Here is an 18,775-nt window from a genome sequence, read left to right as displayed (position 1 = left end):
TTGCGCTGACGCGGTCAGGCGTTTCCGTAGCCAAGGGCGACGAACTCGCCCTCGAAGCGACCGGCCACGCTGTCGCCGTCGAGGAGGTCGGCAACGACCACGGCGCGCGCCCTGCCCCGACGTTCGAGCAATCGCAGAAAGCCCGGCCATTGCCCGGCATCCGCCAGCGACGAGCGTGCGGAGAAGGCACCGGCCACCGGCTTCAGATAATCCATCCGGTTGCTCTGGATCACCAACCGCGCCGCCACCCCGCTTTGGCGCAAGCGCACATGCAGCAGCGACCAGGCCGACAGGATCGCAAGCGCCGAGGCGCTGCCGCCGAACACCGTTTCGCGGTGGTTGATGTTGGGCGCAAGCGGTGCCGAGAGCAGCACGTGATCGCCCGTCGCCGCATCCACCCGCACCTGCATCGCCGCCGACAGCGGGATGTGGTTATGAAGATAGGCCTGAAGTTCCTCTGGTGTCATCGTGGCATCCCTGATGCGTTCCTGCCCGGATCAATGCACGAGACCACGTGTCCTGGCGAGAGACAGGCGCCTGCGTCCTAACGTCTCCCGCAAGCATCCCATAGCCCAAAAGATACCGGGCCGCGCGCCTTGCAGGAGCCCGCCCCTGCTCCCAAATACGGCGCGAGGAAAATCCACCCGTTTTACGCCCCTTCTCAAGGAAATCTGTCATGGCATTGACGATGTACCAGCTCTCCATTCCCGCACTCGTTCGCGGCCTTGGTGTCCTCACCAGGCTGCTCGACAAGGCAGAGGCTTTCGCCCGGGAAAAAGGCATCTCCACGGATGATCTCGTCAACGCCCGGCTGGCGCCCGATATGCTGACGCTTGCCGGTCAGGTGCAACGTGTCAGCGACACGAGCAAGGGTCTCGTCGGCCGACTGACGTCGATCGAAGTGCCCCGCTTTGCCGACGAGGAAAAGACCCTGGACGAACTGCGCCAGCGCATCGCCAAGACCGTTGCCTTCCTCGAAACGGTCAGCCCTGATGATCTCGAAGACAGCGACAGCCGCGAGGTCGTGCTCAACTTCCCGACGCTGAAGGTGACGCTCACGGGTGAGGAATACCTGCAGAAATTCGTGCTGCCGAACTTCTATTTCCACCTGACGACCGCCTACGACATCCTGCGCCACAACGGCGTCCCGGTCGGCAAGGCGGACTTCCTCAGCCTCACCGCCTAGCTTCCGCCGCGGAATACCCCGGACACAAAAATGCCGCGCATACACCCGGATGCGCGGCATTGTTTTTCAGGCAGGCAGGAAGCGTTTTAAGTTATTGATTTGTTGCATGTCGTAATCGCAAAACCGCTGCGCACTTTTACGCGACATGCTCTAGAACAGCCCCTCGATGTAGCCCTGCTCGTTGAGGAAGATCTTTTCCGACGAGGGCACCTTTGGCAGGCCGGGCATCGTCATGATCTCGCCGGTGATCACCACGATGAAGCCGGCGCCGGCGGCCAGCCGCACCTCGCGGATCGGCACCGCATGGCCTGTCGGTGCGCCGCGCAGGTTCGGGTCGGTCGAGAAGGAATATTGCGTCTTGGCCATGCAGATCGGCAGATGGCCGTAGCCCTGATCCTCCCAGCTGCGCAGCTGGTCGCGCACCGACTTGTCGGCGATCACTTCGCTCGCATGATAGATGTCCTTGGCGATCGTCTCGATCTTGTGGAAGAGCGACATCTCGTCCGGGTACAGCGGCGAGAACTGCGAATGCCCGCCCTCGGCAAGTGCCGCCACCTTCACCGCGAGTTCCTCGATGCCGGCCGAGCCCTCGGCCCAATGGCGGCAGAGCACGGCCTCGGCGCCGAGCGTCGCTACATAGTCCTTGATCGCCTGCACTTCGGCCTCGGTATCGGAGGTGAAGTGGTTGATCGCGACGATGACGGGAACGCCGAACTTCTTGACGTTCTGCACATGCCGGCCGAGATTGGCGCAGCCTTTGCGCAGCGCCTCCAGGTTTTCCCGGCCGAGGTCGTCTTTCTTGACGCCGCCGTTCATCTTGATCGCGCGAACGGTCGCGACCAGCACCGCCGCATCGGGCTTCAGCCCGGCCTTCCGGCACTTGATGTCGAAGAATTTTTCCGCCCCGAGATCGGCGCCGAACCCCGCTTCGGTCACGACGAAATCGGCTAGCTTCAGCGCCGTCGTCGTCGCGACCACCGAGTTGCAGCCATGAGCGATGTTGGCGAAGGGACCGCCATGCACGAAGGCAGGATTGTTTTCGAGCGTCTGCACCAGGTTCGGCTGCATCGCATCCTTGAGCAGCACGGTCATTGCGCCATCGGCCTTGATGTCGCGCGCAAACACCGGGCTCTTGTCGCGGCGGTATGCGATGATGATGTTGCCGAGCCGCTGTTCCAGATCCTTCAAATCCCGCGACAGGCACAGGATCGCCATGACCTCGGAGGCGACGGTGATGTCGAAACCGGTTTCGCGCGGATAGCCGTTGGCAACCCCGCCGAGCGAGCCGACGATGCTGCGCAGCGCCCGGTCGTTCATGTCCATCACCCGCCGCCAGGCGATGCGGCGGATGTCGATGTTCTGCTCGTTGCCCCAGTAGATGTGGTTGTCGATCAGCGCCGCCAGCAGATTGTGCGCCGAGGTGATCGCGTGGAAGTCGCCGGTGAAGTGGAGGTTCATGTCCTCCATCGGCACCACCTGCGCATAGCCGCCGCCGGCAGCGCCGCCTTTGACGCCGAAGCAGGGTCCGAGCGAGGCCTCGCGGATGCAGACGATCGCCTTCTTGCCGATGCGGTTGAGCCCGTCGCCAAGGCCGACGGTCGTCGTCGTCTTGCCCTCGCCGGCCGGTGTCGGGTTGATCGCCGTCACCAGGATCAGATGGCCGTTCTTCTTTTCGCGCTGCCTTGCGATGAAATCCGCGCCGATCTTCGCCTTGTCATGGCCATAGGGCAGCAGATCCTCTGCCGGTATGCCGAGCGCCGCGCCGATCTCCAGGATCGGTTTCTTCTTCGCCGCGCGCGCAATCTCGATATCGGACTTGACCTCCGTCATGACATGTCCCCTCCCCAGGGTCTCGTTTTCGTCCACGCCTTCCAAAGCGCGGTTCGCAATGCCTACAGCGCCGCGCGTCTCATCAGACGCTCAAAGGTCGCTGTAGCACTTTGATTTGCTGCATGTTTTTGTCCTTTGATCGAACACGATCAAAGGACACATGCAGTAAGCGGGAGGAGAAGACGTGTCTGCGGCTTCCGCCACATCCCGCTAACTCAAGATCGGCGGCGGCCGCCCTTTGGCGGCCGGCCACCTCGTTGTCTGCCTTAACGGGCGAGAATGTCGCGCATTTCGACGATGTTGGAGCGCACCCGCAGCGTATAGAAGCCCATGGTCGCCAGATGCGTCGGCATGATCCACCCGGCTTCCTCGCCGTTGGAAATGATCCAGGGCTGGATGCGCAGCGCCGCGCGCAGCTGCTTGATCGTTTCCGTCCAGATCGGCAGCAGGCCGCGCTGGGCAACCACGTTGTCGAAGTCGGCGCCGGCTGCCGAGAGAATGCCGTAATAGCCGTAGAGCTGGCCATAGGCGAACCAGAAGCGATCGTCGGCGCGCGTGTCGAACCAGCCGCCATTGTGGTTTTCCGAACGCTCGCGCAGGATCGCCGAGGTGTTGCCGAGGTCGTTGGCGACACGGTCGAGGAATTCGACGAGGTTGTCCGAGCGACCGTCGAAGATTGCTTCGCACTTGCTGAGCGTCGTGTTGAACGACCTCAGATCCTTCATCGCCGCCCGGTAGAAGCTCGGCGTCGGCGTCTTCGGGCCAAACGGGTTGATCCCGAAATACCAGGTCTCCTCGTCGAACTGCATGTTGCCGCGCGCGCTCTGCAGCGCGTTGTTGATGCCCGAGGTGCCGCGCATGCGACCGAGCGAATCGACCAGCTCCACCGAGGTCCGGCGGATCGCCTGGTTGACCCCGCGCTGGAACGACGCCTTGTTGTCGAGCCAGGGCGTGTCGTCCCAGTCGAGCCCGAAGAAGCCAAGCTTGTAGAGCAGCATCGACGAGATCCAGGCGTTCTCGTTGACGTTGAAGTCGATCAAATCAGCCGTGACATCGACGATGGCCGAGGTCTGGCAGACGGTGCCTGCCGGTAGCTGCACGGCCGCGAGCGCCTCCGGCGTCGATTCCATCGGCTGCGTGGCCACGCCCGCAAGATTGCTGGCGCCGCCGCTCGTCGACTGGCCTGTCGAGGTGGTACCGGGGCCGCTCATCGGCGAGCCGGCAGGGACCTTGCGCTCGGCCAGCTTGTAGCGATCGACATAGTCTTCGTTGAAGTTCGTCCAGGCCTGGGTCTGCCAGATGAAGTAACCGTAGAACAGGACCAGGCCGAGCAGGACGATGCCGATCGGTCCCTTGATGATCCAGCTGCGCTGACGATACCAGTTGCCCACCGCGATAAATGGCCAGAGCAGCCAGGCGACGGCGAGCCCGATGCCGCGGCCGATCGCGGTAAAGACACGCTGGAAAAACGCAACGATCGGGTCGAACATGTCCTATTCCTCTCTGAGGCCGTAAAGCTTGTGGCGGAAAGCCGCCTTGTCTTTCAGATATGTGCCGGTCAGCGTCGCCACAACATAGGCCTTGAAGCTTTCGCTATAACGCTCGTAGGCGTCGTAGAAGCCCTGCTTGTCGAAAACGAAGCGCGAGACGAAATCGCGCGGAACAAGCTGCGAGATCAGCCGGTTGACCAGCCACTGGTCCGGATGGGCCGGTGCGGCGCGCACCAGCATGAAGCGGTTTACCGGCGCCACGTCCTGCATCTTGATCGTGCCGGTCGCAGCAACCGTGCGGATCATCTCCTGCAGGAACGGATAGGCGCCGTCCTTGGCGACGACGGCAGCATTGCGGTGCATCCAGGTCTGCAGCCAGATCCGGTCGGCGTTGGCAAGATCGGCCGTCGGGTCGCTCTCGTTGATCAGCCCACGCACCACCATGTCGGCGCGGTGCTGATAAAGTCCGGAATCCTCGACCCAGGACGCCTGCGGCAGTTGCAGCCGCTTGGTCGAGGCGAGGAAGTCGTAGATCCGGGCGTGATCGTTGATGGCGATGTAGCTCACCTGCCAAGGGCGCGAACGGCGGAAGCCCGGCACGGAAGGGTCGCAGATGACCGTCGTCGTCTTGTGGTCGAGGAAGATGTAGACGCCGCCGAAATGGTTGGCCCAGAACGCCTCATGGCGGAAGACGAGCTGATCCGGCACCAGCGCGTTCTGTCGGATGTCGCCGGTCTGCTTGGCAAGCTCGACCATGCGCGTCAGCATCTCGTCGTCGGCCCAGGCCGTCGGCACCTTCTTCAAGCGGTCGACAAGGCCACGCAGTTCGGCCGCCTTGCCGAGCATGTCCTCGGCCGACAGCACCCGGAAACGCACCTCGTTGATCGACAAGAGATCGTCAATGTCGTTTACGACCGAGACCGAATCCTCGATCTCGCCATAGAGCGCATCCTTGATGGTGATGGCGTTGATCGCACGGCTGTTGGCGTTGAAGAACTCGTGCATCAGCGCGGCGGTATTGGAGAAGCTCGTATGCACGCACGGCAGCTCCGCCTGTTCCGGCGTCATGATGATGAAACGACGGTTGACCCGGTTCGGATCGAGATAGTCACGATCCCCCAGCTCCTCGGCGATCTCGGGCGAAAACCCGGTCATGTCGATGCTGAACTGCGTCAGCGCCGTTGGCCGCAGGCCGAAGCCTTCGAGCGCCTTGTTGTAGCGCGCGATCAGATGCGGCTCGGAAATGTCGAGCAACCGTCCATAGATCAATTCGGCTTCGAGCAGGCGGTTCATACGACATCCCCTCTAGCGCAGGTGTCGCATAGGCCACATCCCCTCTCCCCGCCTGCGGGGAGAGGGCTAGGGTGAGGGGCAACTCGCCATAGCTCAATCATGTCTTCCGCCCGCTGGAATGAACGTCAAATCCGTTGCTCTCACTTCGTCCGTCAGCCGCTTTTCCAGGATAGCGACGATCGTCTCAAGAACCGTCCCACGTTCCTTCAAAACGTGCGTGTTCCAGAAGCGAGCGACATTCCATCCACTGGCCACCATGTACATATCGCGAATTGAATCGCTACTCCTGTTTGCATGCTGGCTACCGTCGACTTCGACAACGAGATGGTGGTCGCGGCAGGCGAAATCGGCAAAGTACCGGCCGATCGGAAACTGCCGCACGAACTTGTAATCGTTGAGCCGACGTCCTCTCAGCTCCGACCACAAGACGGCTTCGGCCTCGTTGTCTGAGCGCCTGAGGAGCCGGGCGCGTTCGGTCTCTTTCGTATTCGCGCCTCTCAAGGTCTGCCCCTCACCCTAACCCTCTCCCCGCGAGCGGGGAGAGGGGACGTGCCCGAAAGCCAAGTTCCGGAACCGGGCATGACCCAGACGCCAGACACCATCACCCCTGCCACCGGCCGTCGCGTTTCATTGCCTCGATCTCGCGGATCGCCTTTTCGCGCTGGCGTTCGCGGCGGATGATGTCGGTGACGGCGGCGTCGTCGGATTTGTCGGTGTAGCGGAATTCGCTGTCGGCGTAGCGGTTGATTTCCTGCAGCACCATGTCGATGGTGATCGGGCCACGCAGCGCCTCGATCATCGCTTTCTTTTCATCATAGCCCTTGTGCATGAAGGAGCCGGCGTCCTTGAACCAGTCGTCCGGCAGTTCCACGTCCATGGCTCTGAGCTTGATCGCGTCGGTGATGTTCTTGATCGCCCGGCCGGTGAAGCGCGGCTCGGCCTCCTTGATCATGTGCAGATAGGCGCCGACGTCGGCAAGCGAGGCGATCGCGCCCTTTTCCTTCTCATAGCGCTCCCAGACGGCGACGAGGCCCTCTTCCTTCGGCCGTGCATGCTCGGCATAGGACTGGGCGACAGCGCGCTTGATCTCCTGGCCCTCGAACAGCTGATGCTCGCCGAGCGGGATCTTGTGGTTCTTGCCGACCAGCAGCGCGAAGATGTCGATATAGTCGTCTTCGGTCTGCGGCCCATCGACCAGCCAGCGGGCGCCGGCGCGCTGGCGCAGCGCATCGTCGACATTCTCCGGGTAATTGGAGAACATGCCGAAGGTGCAATTGCCGCGCACCACCGTCGAGGCGCCGGCAAAGCTCTCCATCAGCACCGCCGTCACCTCGTGCTGACCGGCAGAGGCGCGATCGTCGGAGCGTTTCGCCGCCACCTGGTCGACATCGTCGATCGTGCCGAAGCCGATCGCCCGCGGATTGATGACGTTGTTGACGAATTCCTTGCAGTTCTGGCCGGACTTGCCCTGGTAGGAGGAGATCTGGTCGACGCCGAAATTCTCATAGTGGAAGGCGTAGCCGGCAATCTCGCAATAGTCGTTGAGCATGCCGGCGAGCATCTGGATCAGGATCGTCTTGCCGGTGCCCGGCATGCCGTCGCCGATGAAGGTGAAGAGGAACCCGCCAAGCTCGACGAACGGATTCATCTGCCGGTCGAAGTCATAGGCCATCAGCATCTTGGCGAGCTTCAGCGCCTGGTATTTGGCGATGTGGTTGCCGATGATCTCTTCCGGCTTCTTGAAGGTCATGACAAGAGGTTTACGCTTCTGGCCCGGTGCGACGTCGAAGCCGTTCAGCGTGAAATCGTCCTGGTCGAGCCGGATATGCACGTTTTCGAAGCTCTGCAGACCGGTGAAACGGCCCTTGCGCGCGATCAGCCCTTCGATTGCGACGCGCGAAAAGGCGCGCGCCCGCGCTGTCAGCGCCAGATCGTCTGATGAGCCGGCAAGGCTGCCGTCAAGCGCCGCGACGAGGCTCTTCAAGGCATCCTGCGGCGTGTCGAACAGGAAGTCTGGCTCGACCGCGTCGTCGACCGGCTCGCCCTCGCCTGCCAATGTCGCGCCGAGATAGGCGGCAAGCGTGAAGGCCGCGACGTAGGCAGAGGCCGACAGCAGCGCCTTGAACTGATTGGCCTCCTCGCCGCCAAGCGGCGAAGTGGCGTTCTTCGCCTGCAGCTGCTCGAGGCTCGTCTGGCGGGCAAAGACGTCCGCGACGGCGAGCGCCACCTGGATGCCGCGGCGCGTGCGATAGAGCACGGCGTGTTGGGCCGGCGAAAACATCGGATCGCCCTGGCGCACCGCCTGGATCGTCTTCGTCAGCTCCACCTCGCGCGTGCGCCGCTGCCCGCCGGTCGAAACCGTCGACACGAAGCGACGGCCGGTGCCGGCAAGCGAGGTGCCCGAAGAGACATCCTCCCGCTCGAGGATGATGAGCTTGGTCACCAGCCCTTGCGCCACCGCCTGGTGCTTGGCGATGTCGTCCTCGTGCAGCGTCGTCAGGCCTGTATTGAGTGTCATCGTCAAACCTCGCTCACGACCTGGTTGCCGGAAATGACGTGGACCTTGTAGTCGCCGAACACCTGTTCCGCCTCGCCGGCGGCATAGAGCGCCTGATAGGCGTCATGCGGCACCAGCGCGTGTTTCTCGTAGGAGGAGACCCCCATGCGCGCCGCTTCCAGATTGGCGGTATCGATGTGGAATTCCTCCTGCGCCGGGGTCGACGACCAGAAGCCACGCTTGGCCGGTCGCTCCGATTTCGAGAAGACCTCCTGCACCGTCCAGGTCAAAAGCCAGGCATTCTCGGTCTTGCGTACCTTGGAAAGGATATCGTTGATGCGCGCATTGTTCTCGGTGATCCCGGCCGAATAGAACGGCCCGAGCACGATGCGGCGCAACTGCTTCGGGTGTAGTTCCTCGAAATCCTTGTCGAGATTGGTGGCGATCGTCACCGGCGTCAGTGAGTAGCTGCTGTTCTTCGAGGCAAAATCGTCGAAACGGCTGGCGAGATCCGGATTGAGCAGGCCTCCGACCGGCAGCGGGATCTCCACCTGCGGGTTGAGCTTGCCATCGGCAGTCACCAGCATGTCGACGATCTTCTCGGAAGAATCCTCGATCGTCGCCATATAGACCATCGGCAGGGTGTTCGCCCCGTCGAAGGCGCCCCAACTCACCACATAATAGGGCCGCATCGTCTTGGAATTGACGGCAACACGGATGGTCTCGGGCAGAATGAACGGCGAAAAAATCTCGCCCTTGCCGATCTGCTCCAGATAGAGCCGTTCGGCCATGCGCGTCTGCAACGCTTCGGGGAAGGCCTTCTGCCTCAGGATGAAATCGACCATCTCGTCGCGCAACGCATCGGCCGAGGGGATATCGGCCAAGCGCTTCGTCGCCGTCTGGCGATCGTTCTCCAGTTCGAGCACGTTCTGAAAGACGGGAAAGCCGCTTTCGGCGCGCGAAATCCGGAACTGGTCGACGAAGCCGATCCGGTTCTCCCAGCAGTCGATCGAGGCCTTCAGCCGACCAAGATAGGGAACGATCACTTCGCCGACGACAGTGCTGCGATAGAGCGGCGAGTTGCGATCGCCGAGAAAGAGCTCAAGCCCGGCGAGCGCCGCATGGATCGACGCAAAATACTGTGCGACAGCGGATGAAGCCGCGACCTTCATGCAAATCCCCGTGGCGCGCGCCGAAAGGCAAACTCGGTTCGGATCATGCGCCGTCCGATCACTGCTTCACGTAGTTGGCAGTGTTGTGCTTGTCCATGACAGCCTGGAAGCGGCGGGCGAAAGCATCGTCGGCGAGCTTCTTGCGGCGCTGGATATCCTGCGTCGAAAGCATGTTCTTTTCATGCATTTCCAGGAGATCGCCGATGTGGCGCTGGGCCGCGGCACCGATGCCGGCCATCGTTTCCTCGGCGGCGGTGTCGACCTGGCTGCCGAGCGTGTTGATCTTGTGGGCGACGTCCTGCTGGGCCGCCGTCTTCAGCGAGTCTTCCAGCGCCTTGTAGAGCACGATGCGCTGCTCGGTGTCGATCGTCAGCTTGTTGATCAGCGTGTTCTGCGCCGCGATCTGGTTGTTGAGCGAATCGACGAAGGTCTGGAACATCGAGGTGTAGCGTTCGAGCGTCTGGCTCTCGGCAAGCAGTTCCTGCTCCTTGGCCTGCTTCTCGTTATATTCGGTCGCAAGCGCCGAGCGCTCGCCCTCGAGCTCGGTGCGCACCTTCTGCTCGGTCGAGGCGGCGATGCGGTTTTCGATGTCGAGCAGCAGCGGGTTCAGCTCCTCGATGCGCTTCTGCACCGCTTCAAGGTTCGCCATCGTGCCCTTGCGGCGCTCGATCACCTGGATCAGGCTCTGCTCAGAAGTCTTGTAACGCTGGTCGAGGATCGACTTCTGTTCCTTGAGGATGCCGACGATCATGTCGGACTTCGACAACAGTTCCTGCAGGTTGCCGGCAAGCGACATGTTGCGCACGCGGTCGGTGCGCATGCGCTGCATCTTCTGCTTGGAGAAGATGCCGATGAACTTCTCGTAGCCCGTATAGTTCTTCATGCTCTCGAATTCGGAGCCGAAGACATTGGTCGCATCCTCAAGGCCGATGATCAGGTCGGCGATGTTGGCTTCCATCACCTTTTGTTGGTTGATCACGTCCTGGATCCGGGCATTCTCGATGTCGAAATTGACGTCGCCGAGCTTGGTCTCGGCCTTGGCGAACTGTTCGAGCACGACGCCGGATTGTTCGAGCTTGCCGCGCATCTGTTCGACAACGCCCTTCGTCTTTTCGATCTCCGCGTCAAAATTCTGAAGAGTCGCCATGTCCTGCCCCTCGGTCCACCGTGGCGATATCCGCCAGCCCGGCTGAATTATTCAGCCTTCGATTGCAGTTATATAAAGGGTGTTTACCGAAAGAGAACAAGCCTTTCCCGGCAGCTTTTTGATCAGCCACCACAGCGAAGTGCTTGAGATATCGACGGCATTGCCACGCGCAAGCCGAGGAAAAGCGGGAAACGGTTTTCCGTCCGGAACCTGCATCGTCCCTATTTAGCAGCCGGCGGCGCCCTCAGGTAGGCAATCACGTCGGCAATGTCCTGCGGCTTTTTCAAACCCACAAAAGTCATCTTGGTGGCACCGACCATTGCCTTGGGGCTCAGCAGATACTCGCTGAGCGTCGCCTCATCCCAGACATGCCCCTCGGCGCCGAAGGCCTTCATCGCGTCGGAGTAATTGTAATCGGCAACGGATGCGGCCGGGCGTCCGACGACGCCCATCAGGCTCGGGCCGACGCGGTTCGTCGGTTCGCTTGCGGTGTGACAGGCGGCGCATTTGCGAAAGACGGCAGCGCCGGCCGTGGCGTCGCCACCGGCATGGGCGACCGTTGCGCCGAGAGAGAACGTGCCAAGACAGAGTGTGATGGAAAGGCTGGTGACGAGACGCAACATCGAAGACCCCTGGCGTGCGATAGGGGCGAACAATGGCATCGCGCATGTGGCGGTTTCAAGCCGCCACGACGCCGCACTCACTCGCAGCGCATCAGGTCGTCCCAATGCCGCCGGCAATAGGAGACGTATTTCTCGTTGCCGCCAACTTCGACCTGGGCGCCTTCGCGCACGACCTTGCCCTGCCCGTCCAGGCGCACGACCATTGTCGCCTTGCGGCCGCAATGGCAGATGGTGCGCACCTCGCGCAGTTCGTCGGCAATCGCCAGCAGCGCCATCGAGCCCGGAAAGAGCTTGCCCTGGAAGTCCGTGCGCAGGCCATAGGCCATGACCGGAATGCCGATGCGGTCGGCCACGCGGGCAAGCTGCCAGACCTGCCCTTCGTTGAGGAACTGCGCCTCGTCGACGAAGACACAGGCGATCTCGCCTTCACCATCCCGGTGCAGCCGGTCGATCAGCCCGAAGAGATCATCGTCGCCGTGAAAGGGAATGGCGTCCGCGCCGAGACCGATGCGCGAGGAAATGCGGCCGACCCCTCCCCGGTCGTCATGGGCGGCGATCAGCATCACCACGCGCATGCCGCGCTCCTGGTAGTTGTAGGAGGCCTGCAGCAGCATCGTGCTCTTGCCCGCATTCATCGTCGCATAGCTGAAATAGAGTTTGGCCATTGTCACCGCGTCCGGTTTTTCCGTTTTCCGGGTAATGACGAGGCTTGGCCGGGAAGGCCAGAGCCCGTTTGCAGCACCCACAGTTTTTCGGCGGACTAGACCATTTCGTGGACATTGCGACATCGAGCGTCGCATCGTGCACCCCGCCAGCATATTGACGCAATACACTTCCTTCGACATCAAAGCGCTTGAATTCGCTATCCAATGGTGTTTGGCTAAAACAATAATCGAGGCAGGGGAACGACAACGATGAAAAAACGACTCTCTCTCAAACTGATGCTGGCAGGCGCCGTTTCGGTCGTCGCCATCACCGCTCAGCAGGCTGCAGCTGCCGAGCCGGAAAGCTGTGGCACCGTCCGTTTCTCCGACGTCGGATGGACGGATATCACCGCGACCACAGCCACTGTTTCCACCGTTCTCAAGGGCCTCGGCTACCAGACGGACATCAAGGTTCTCTCGGTTCCGGTCACCTACACCTCGCTCAAGAACAAGGACATCGACGTCTTCCTCGGCAACTGGATGCCGACCCAGGAAAACGATGTACGTCCCTTCCTCGACGACAAGTCGGTCGAATCCTTCGGGCCGAACCTGGTCGGTGCCAAATATACGCTCGCGACCAACGCCAAGGGCGCCGAACTCGGCATCAAGGACTTCAAGGACATCGCCGCCAAGAAGACCGAACTCGACAGCAAGATCTATGGCATCGAGCCAGGCAATGACGGCAACCGCCTGATCATCGACATGGTCGACAAGGACACCTTCGGCCTCAAGGGCTTCGAGGTTGTCGAATCCTCCGAACAGGGCATGCTGGCGCAGGTCGCCCGTGCCGAAAAGGACGGAGCGCCGGTCGTCTTCCTCGGCTGGGAACCGCATCCGATGAACGCCAACTTCAAGCTCACCTACCTCTCGGGTGGCGACGACATCTTCGGCGCCAACTTCGGCGGCGCGGAAGTGTTCACCAACGTGCGCGCCGGTTACACCACCGAATGCCCGAACGTCGGCAAGCTTTTGACGAACCTCAAGTTCTCGCTCCAGATGGAAAACGAGATCATGGGCAAGATCCTGAACGACGGCCAGGAGCCAGACAAGGCAGCTGCGGAATGGCTTAAGGCCAACCCGACCGCCGTCGATCCGTGGCTTGCCGGCGTGACCGCCAAGGATGGCGGCGACGGCCTGGCCGCAGTCAAGGCCGCACTCGGCCTCTGATCGGCATCAAGGCGGGGGAAATCCCCGCCTTTTTTCACCGCGTCATGCGCCCCTTTTTGACCTGACGAGACGGATTTACCTTCGTGGAATATCTGACCGAGAACCGCATCCCCATCGGGGGCTGGGCCAAGGCATTCGTCGACTGGCTGACGACGAATTTCGATTTCTTCTTCGACCAGCTCGCCCGCTTCCTTCAGGCCGTCGCCGATACGCTGCTTTGGGTCCTTTACGCCCCCCACCCGCTGATCGTCGTGGCCGTCATCACCGGGCTCGCCTGGTGGTTCCGCCGCTCGATCGGCATAACGCTGTTCACCGGCCTTGGCCTGCTCCTGATCATCAACCAGGGCTACTGGAAGGAAACGACGGAAACGCTGGCGCTTGTGCTCGCCGCCACCGCCGTGAGCATGGCCGTCGGGGTGCCGCTCGGCATCGCCGCCGCCCGTCGCCCCTGGGTCTATGCCGTCATGCGACCGATCCTCGACCTGATGCAGACGATCCCGACCTTCGTCTACCTCATCCCGGCGCTGATCCTGTTTGGTCTCGGCATGGTTCCGGGCCTGATCGCCACGGTCATCTTCGCCATCCCCGCACCCATCCGCCTCACCCGCCTCGGCATCATATCGACGCCGCCGTCGCTGGTGGAAGCCGCACAGGCCTTTGGCGCGACGCCCGGCCAGGTGCTGCGCAAAGTGGAGCTGCCCTTTGCCATGCCGCAGATCATGGCTGGCCTGACCCAGACCATCATGCTGTCGCTATCGATGGTGGTCATCGCCGCGCTGGTCGGCGCCAGCGGCCTCGGCGTTCCGGTCGTGAGAGCCTTGAACACGGTCAACATCGCCAAGGGCTTTGAAGCCGGCCTTTGCATCGTCATCCTGGCGATCATTCTCGACCGCCTTTTCCGCTCGTCCGACGAAGGAGAAGGCGCATGACCAACGCCGTCGTATTCAAGAACGTCGACATCATCTTCGGCAACAACCCACAGACGGCGCTGCAGATGGTCGACCAGGGCAAGACCCGCGACGAGATCGGCGCTGCGACCGGCCTCGTGCTCGGCGTCGCCGGCGCCTCGCTCGAAATCACCGAGGGCGAGATCCTGGTGCTGATGGGCCTTTCGGGGTCGGGCAAGTCGACGCTGCTTCGCGCCGTCAACGGCCTCGCACCCGTCGTTCGCGGTGACGTCGAGGTCAAGACTGCGAACGGGCCGCTCAACCCTTATCGAACCAATGCGAAGTCGCTGCGCGACTTCCGCATGCACACGGTCTCGATGGTGTTTCAGCAGTTCGCGCTTCTGCCCTGGCGCACGGTCGCCGACAATGTCGGCTTCGGGCTCGAGCTTGCCGGCATGCCGGATGCCGAGCGCAAGGCGCGCGTCGGCGAGCAGCTCGAACTCGTCAACCTCTCGAAATGGGCAGGCCGAAAGGTCAATGAGCTCTCAGGCGGCATGCAGCAGCGGGTCGGCCTTGCCCGCGCCTTTGCGACCGGCGCACCGATCCTTCTGATGGACGAGCCGTTCTCGGCCCTCGATCCGTTGATCCGCACCCGCCTGCAGGACGAGTTGCTGGAGTTCCAGCGGCGGCTGAAGAAAACGATCATCTTCGTCAGCCACGATCTCGACGAGGCCTTTCGCATCGGCAACCGCATCGCCATCATGGAGGGCGGGCGCATCATCCAGTGCGGCACGCCGCAGGATATCGTCAAGAATCCGGCGAACCAGTACGTCGCCGATTTCGTCCAGCACATGAACCCGATCACCATGCTGACGGCGAAAGACGTGATGCAGACCGGCGTCCAGCGCGGAGTGACGGTTGCCGGCGTGACAGCGACAGCCAAGCCGACGACACCGCTCGTCGACATTCTCGACGCCATGTCCCGCCAGCCGGGCAGCATCGGAGTCGTCGACAACGGTTCGGTGGTCGGCACCATCGACGCCCAGGATATCGTGCAAGGGCTGACGCGCCACCGCAACAAAAGTTGACGGCGCCCCTCAACAAGCCAATAAAGCCCGGAGCGTCGTTCCGGGCTTTTTCGTCCCGGCGACGACCGCATGGCAGGAAAAGGGAAAGACCATGAGCGACAAGCCGAACGTTTTGCGCGACACCGACGACGAAGCCCGCACGCTGGCCCGCACACTTCTGCGCGGCGCGCGCAGCGCATCGCTTGCGGTGATCGAGCCGGACAGCGGCGGCTTCCCCTTCGTCAGCCGCGTGCTCGTCGGCATGGATGTCGACGGGGTGCCGGTCATCCTGATCTCGAAACTGTCGACCCACACCCAGGCGTTGCTGGCCGACGCCAGGGCCTCGCTTCTGACGGGCGAGCCCGGCAAGGGCGATCCGCTCGCCCATCCTCGCCTGACCGTACAATGCACGGCCGAACAGGTGGCGCGCGACAGCGAGGCGCATGTCCGAATCCGCGAGCGATTCGTTCGCCGCCACCCCAAGTCGAAGCTTTACGTCGATTTTCCCGATTTCGGCTTCTTCCGGCTGACGCCGCTGCGTGCCAGCCTCAACGGCGGCTTCGGCCGCGCCTATGTTCTGACCGCCGGGGACTTGCTCATCGACACGCCCGCCGTCGCTTCGCTCGCCGCGATGGAGGCGAACGCGATCGATCATATGAATACGGATCATTCTGACGCAGTTCAGCGCTATGCGGTGACGCTTTGCAAAGCACCGGAAGGCAGCTGGAAAGTGGTGGGTATCGACGCCGCAGGGCTCGATCTTGCAGATGGCGATCAGCTAAAACGCCTTGAGTTCCCGACACCTATCGAAGAAAGTTCCAATTTACGGGCAATTTTGCGTGAACTTAACGGTTAATCGCGGGAGAAGTACCCCCATTTCTTGCAGTGGGTGGTTGCCCTTTTATGCATCACGACTAATTATCGTGCTTCGTCAACCATAACTACGTGTGATGTAATTTTCGCATGGAGCACGCAATGCAGCCACTTTCGCCTGAAAAACACGATGAAGCCGAGGTAGCAGCCGGTTTCCTCTCGGCCATGGCAAACCCTAAGCGCCTACTCATCCTCGATTCCCTCGTCAAGGAAGAGATGGCGGTCGGCGCATTGGCCAACAAGGTTGGGCTGAGCCAATCGGCTCTCTCCCAGCATCTTTCTAAGCTCCGTGCTCAGAATCTCGTCAGCACCCGTCGCGATGCGCAGACGATTTACTATTCTAGCTCATCCGACGCGGTCATGCGGATTCTAGGCACGCTCAATCAAATCTACGGTGACGACCAGATCGCCACTGCAGAAAAGACTCCGGTCCGCAAATCGGCCTGATACTCGGACCGCATCTGCGGACCCGTTCGAACAGCCCCACACGAGAAATCGCGCGGGGCTTATTCTTTGGCGGATAGTCTTCCCGATTTGCACGTGAAAGGTGCCGGCACTCGCCGGCATTTACCGAGCCTTGAGACTTCCGGGGCACGATGCGCCGCGACAGAAAAAGCCGGAAAGCGGACATCGGGATATGCGTGACAAGGTCCGCTGGGGCATTGCCGGAACCGGCACGATCGCAAACAGTTTTGCCGCAGACTTCCGCTTCGCACCCCATGCGAGCCTTGTCGCCGTCTCATCCCGCAGCGCGCAGAAGGCCGAGAGCTTCGCTGCGCGTTTCGGCGGCCTGCGCAGCTATCACGGTATCGAGGCACTGGCGGCCGCTCCCGATATCGACGCGATCTATATCGCCTCACCCAATGCCGAGCACCTTCAACAGGCCACCCTGGCGCTCGCCGCCGGCAAGGCCGTGCTGGTCGAAAAGCCGCTGACGACGTCGTCGGCCGACGCGCGTGCGCTCGCAAACGCCGCCGCCGCCGGCACCTTTGCCATGGAGGCGCTCTGGACCTGTTTTCTTCCGGCGATTTCGAGGGTTCGCGAGTTGCTTGCGGCCGGAACGCTCGGCGCGATCCGCCATGTCCGGGCGGAACTCGCCTATGAGAAACCGTTCGACGCCGGCAGCCGGTTCTTCGATCCGGCGCTCGGCGGCGGGTCGCTGCTCGACCTCGGCATCTATCCGATCGCCCTTTGCCTCAATCTGTTTGGCGACCCCCGGTTCGTCGACGGCACGTGGCAGCGCGCGCCGACCGGCGTCGACACTTCGGGCGAGGTCAATCTGGCCTATGACGGCTTCAGCGCTGCGCTCGGCTGCGGCTTCGATCGAAACGGCCACAATCGCTTCGTCATCGAGGGCGAGCGCGGCACGCTGGTGATCGACGCGCCGTTTCTGAAGGCAAGCCGCCTCCTCGTTTCCACCGGCGGACCGGCGCGCAAACTGCTGGCTTTCAACGGAAAAGCAGCCTACCGGCTGGCCCGGCACCTCCCCCTGCCCGGCCTCACCCGCCACGACCATCACTTCCCCGGAAGCGGCCTGCAGTTCGAGATCGAGGCGGCAAGTTCAGCCATTCTCGAGGGTCGCGGCCAACATCCGTCGATGCCGCTATCGGCCAGCATAAAGGCGCTGGAAATCATCGAGACGATCCGCGCAAAGACGCCTGACGCCGAATAAGCCTGCGCCGAAATGGAACGGAAGCAGTGCCGGCGCTGCGCCGCTTAGAGATCGAGCGGACGGTAGTCCCGCCAGCCGCCGTTGAGCGCCAACACCACTTCCGTCAGATGTCGTGCCGTTGCGCCGGAGAAGAACGGTGTCTCGCCGCGCTCGATCGCCTGCGCCTGCACCGCGATGCCGCGTACGAAATCGATCTGTGACGGAAAGGCCGGAAGCGCCCTTGCCGATAGCTCCGTTGGATAACGCATCTTCGTTCCGGGATAGAGCCGAAGCGGAAGCTTGCGGCCAAGTTTCCACTCCAGCCAGTCGAGCCCGCGGTGAAGAAGCGGGCGTTTCGTCCCGAAGGTCTCCAGATGGATCGGCGAACGATTGTCCCAGAGATCGCGAACGGAGATCATGCCCTTGTCGCCGATTACCGTCAGCGAGCGGTCGCGCGGCGCCGCCAGGCCACAGGTGACCCGCGCCGTCACACCGGAACGGAACGTCAGGCAACCCACGGAAAAATCGGGCCCGAGCGCCAGCGTCTCGGTTCCCGGCCCCTTGTCCGGAAAGGTGAGCGCCGAGACGGCGCTGACTTCGGCGACCGGGCCGAACAGCGAGACCAGCCAGCTTGCCGCATAGCCGGCATGCTCGAGCGTGCATCCGACCTCGAATTCATGGACGCCGGGCCAGCGGGCGCCCGAGCGGCTGCGCCAGGCGCGCCAGTTGGCCTTGAACACCGGGCCATCTTCCATCTCGGCATAGACAAGCCGCGGCGTGCCGATGGCGCCGTCCGCAAGCAGACGGGCGCAGAGCGCCTGTGCGTCGCTGAGGCCATTGGCCGGCGCGCCGGCAAGGAGCAGCCCCTTGGCCTTCGCCAGGTCGACGAGTTCACTCGCCTCCTCCACCGTCATCGCCAGCGGCTTCTCGCAATAGACGTGCTTTCCGGCCGAAAGCGCTCTGCAATTTACGGTATAGTGGCTCTCCGGAGTGGTCAGATTGACGACGATCGACACCGCCGGATCGGAAAGCACGGCGTCGAGCGAGTCATAGGGCGAAACCTTCCAGTAGCGCGCAAACGCGTCGAGACGCTCGGCGTCGCGGTCCCAGACGCCGGCGAGCCGCAGCTCCGGATGGTTGGCAAGCGTCGTCATGTAATAGTCGGCGACGAAGCCGGTTCCGACAAAA

General features: G+C 62.3%; 18 protein-coding genes. 7 read left to right on the top strand and 11 right to left on the bottom strand.

Features of this window, described 5'->3' with window-relative positions; all coding sequences use genetic code 11:
- Positions 1 to 14 precede the first annotated feature (14 nt).
- Positions 15 to 467, bottom strand: a complete 453-nt coding sequence (locus OKW20_RS17085) for a thioesterase domain-containing protein (protein WP_429173765.1) — start codon at positions 465 to 467, stop codon at positions 15 to 17.
- Between the two features lie 209 nt (positions 468 to 676).
- Between OKW20_RS17085 and OKW20_RS17080 the strand changes: the two genes are divergently transcribed.
- On the top strand, positions 677 to 1,186 hold the full coding sequence (locus OKW20_RS17080; protein ID WP_429173763.1) for a DUF1993 domain-containing protein: 510 nt from the start codon (positions 677 to 679) through the stop codon (positions 1,184 to 1,186).
- Between the two features lie 150 nt (positions 1,187 to 1,336).
- Here the strand turns inward: OKW20_RS17080 and OKW20_RS17075 are convergent, their stop codons facing one another.
- The 9 genes from OKW20_RS17075 to OKW20_RS17035 form a co-directional block, all read right to left on the bottom strand.
- Positions 1,337 to 3,016, bottom strand: a complete 1,680-nt coding sequence (locus OKW20_RS17075; protein ID WP_429173761.1) for a formate--tetrahydrofolate ligase — start codon at positions 3,014 to 3,016, stop codon at positions 1,337 to 1,339.
- A gap of 266 nt (positions 3,017 to 3,282) precedes the next feature.
- Positions 3,283 to 4,506 (bottom strand): DUF2333 family protein, encoded by a 1,224-nt coding sequence (locus OKW20_RS17070; RefSeq protein WP_429173760.1) that lies wholly within the window; start codon positions 4,504 to 4,506, stop codon positions 3,283 to 3,285.
- Between the two features lie 3 nt (positions 4,507 to 4,509).
- The gene (locus OKW20_RS17065; RefSeq protein ID WP_429173758.1) at positions 4,510 to 5,799 is read right to left on the bottom strand and encodes a DUF6638 family protein; all 1,290 of its coding nucleotides are present in this window, start codon (positions 5,797 to 5,799) and stop codon (positions 4,510 to 4,512) included.
- A 93-nt stretch (positions 5,800 to 5,892) separates the two neighbouring features.
- A complete protein-coding gene (locus OKW20_RS17060) occupies positions 5,893 to 6,300 on the bottom strand; it encodes an endonuclease domain-containing protein (protein ID WP_429173757.1) in 408 nt (135 codons plus the stop codon).
- 100 nt (positions 6,301 to 6,400) lie between these two features.
- Positions 6,401 to 8,317: an AAA family ATPase gene (locus OKW20_RS17055; RefSeq protein ID WP_429173755.1), complete on the bottom strand. Its 1,917-nt coding sequence runs from the start codon at positions 8,315 to 8,317 to the stop codon at positions 6,401 to 6,403.
- A gap of 2 nt (positions 8,318 to 8,319) precedes the next feature.
- Entirely contained in the window at positions 8,320 to 9,468 is a 1,149-nt protein-coding gene (locus OKW20_RS17050) for a hypothetical protein (RefSeq protein ID WP_429173753.1), read from the bottom strand.
- A 58-nt stretch (positions 9,469 to 9,526) separates the two neighbouring features.
- Positions 9,527 to 10,615, bottom strand: a complete 1,089-nt coding sequence (locus tag OKW20_RS17045; RefSeq protein ID WP_060606673.1) for a hypothetical protein — start codon at positions 10,613 to 10,615, stop codon at positions 9,527 to 9,529.
- A gap of 221 nt (positions 10,616 to 10,836) precedes the next feature.
- A complete protein-coding gene (locus OKW20_RS17040; protein WP_429173751.1) occupies positions 10,837 to 11,238 on the bottom strand; it encodes a c-type cytochrome in 402 nt (133 codons plus the stop codon).
- Positions 11,239 to 11,315: 77 nt separating this feature from the next.
- Entirely contained in the window at positions 11,316 to 11,903 is a 588-nt protein-coding gene (locus OKW20_RS17035) for a thymidine kinase (protein WP_192446941.1), read from the bottom strand.
- A gap of 249 nt (positions 11,904 to 12,152) precedes the next feature.
- Here OKW20_RS17035 and OKW20_RS17030 point away from each other — a divergent pair, with 249 nt between their 5' ends.
- The 6 genes from OKW20_RS17030 to OKW20_RS17005 all read left to right on the top strand — a co-directional run bounded on the left by OKW20_RS17030 (position 12,153) and on the right by OKW20_RS17005 (position 17,608).
- The gene (locus OKW20_RS17030; RefSeq protein WP_429116043.1) at positions 12,153 to 13,109 is read left to right on the top strand and encodes a choline ABC transporter substrate-binding protein; all 957 of its coding nucleotides are present in this window, start codon (positions 12,153 to 12,155) and stop codon (positions 13,107 to 13,109) included.
- An 83-nt stretch (positions 13,110 to 13,192) separates the two neighbouring features.
- Positions 13,193 to 14,038, top strand: coding sequence for a choline ABC transporter permease subunit (gene choW / locus OKW20_RS17025; protein WP_043621105.1), 846 nt, complete (start codon positions 13,193 to 13,195; stop codon positions 14,036 to 14,038).
- The gene (choV, locus tag OKW20_RS17020; RefSeq protein ID WP_043621108.1) at positions 14,035 to 15,084 is read left to right on the top strand and encodes a choline ABC transporter ATP-binding protein; all 1,050 of its coding nucleotides are present in this window, start codon (positions 14,035 to 14,037) and stop codon (positions 15,082 to 15,084) included. The genes choW and choV overlap by 4 nt, the downstream gene beginning before the upstream one ends.
- 91 nt (positions 15,085 to 15,175) lie before the next feature.
- A complete protein-coding gene (locus OKW20_RS17015) occupies positions 15,176 to 15,919 on the top strand; it encodes a HugZ family protein (RefSeq protein WP_429173749.1) in 744 nt (247 codons plus the stop codon).
- 119 nt (positions 15,920 to 16,038) lie between these two features.
- On the top strand, positions 16,039 to 16,383 hold the full coding sequence (locus OKW20_RS17010; protein ID WP_043621113.1) for an ArsR/SmtB family transcription factor: 345 nt from the start codon (positions 16,039 to 16,041) through the stop codon (positions 16,381 to 16,383).
- A gap of 190 nt (positions 16,384 to 16,573) precedes the next feature.
- The gene (locus tag OKW20_RS17005) at positions 16,574 to 17,608 is read left to right on the top strand and encodes a Gfo/Idh/MocA family protein (RefSeq protein WP_429173747.1); all 1,035 of its coding nucleotides are present in this window, start codon (positions 16,574 to 16,576) and stop codon (positions 17,606 to 17,608) included.
- Positions 17,609 to 17,652: 44 nt separating this feature from the next.
- Here the strand turns inward: OKW20_RS17005 and OKW20_RS17000 are convergent, their stop codons facing one another.
- Positions 17,653 to 18,741: a Gfo/Idh/MocA family protein gene (locus tag OKW20_RS17000; RefSeq protein ID WP_429174505.1), complete on the bottom strand. Its 1,089-nt coding sequence runs from the start codon at positions 18,739 to 18,741 to the stop codon at positions 17,653 to 17,655.
- Positions 18,742 to 18,775 lie beyond the last annotated feature (34 nt).

It is taken from the genome of Ensifer sp. LBL, from assembly GCF_050435225.1.
Classification (GTDB): domain Bacteria; phylum Pseudomonadota; class Alphaproteobacteria; order Rhizobiales; family Rhizobiaceae; genus Ensifer.
This window is presented reverse-complemented; position numbering and strand designations above follow the sequence as displayed.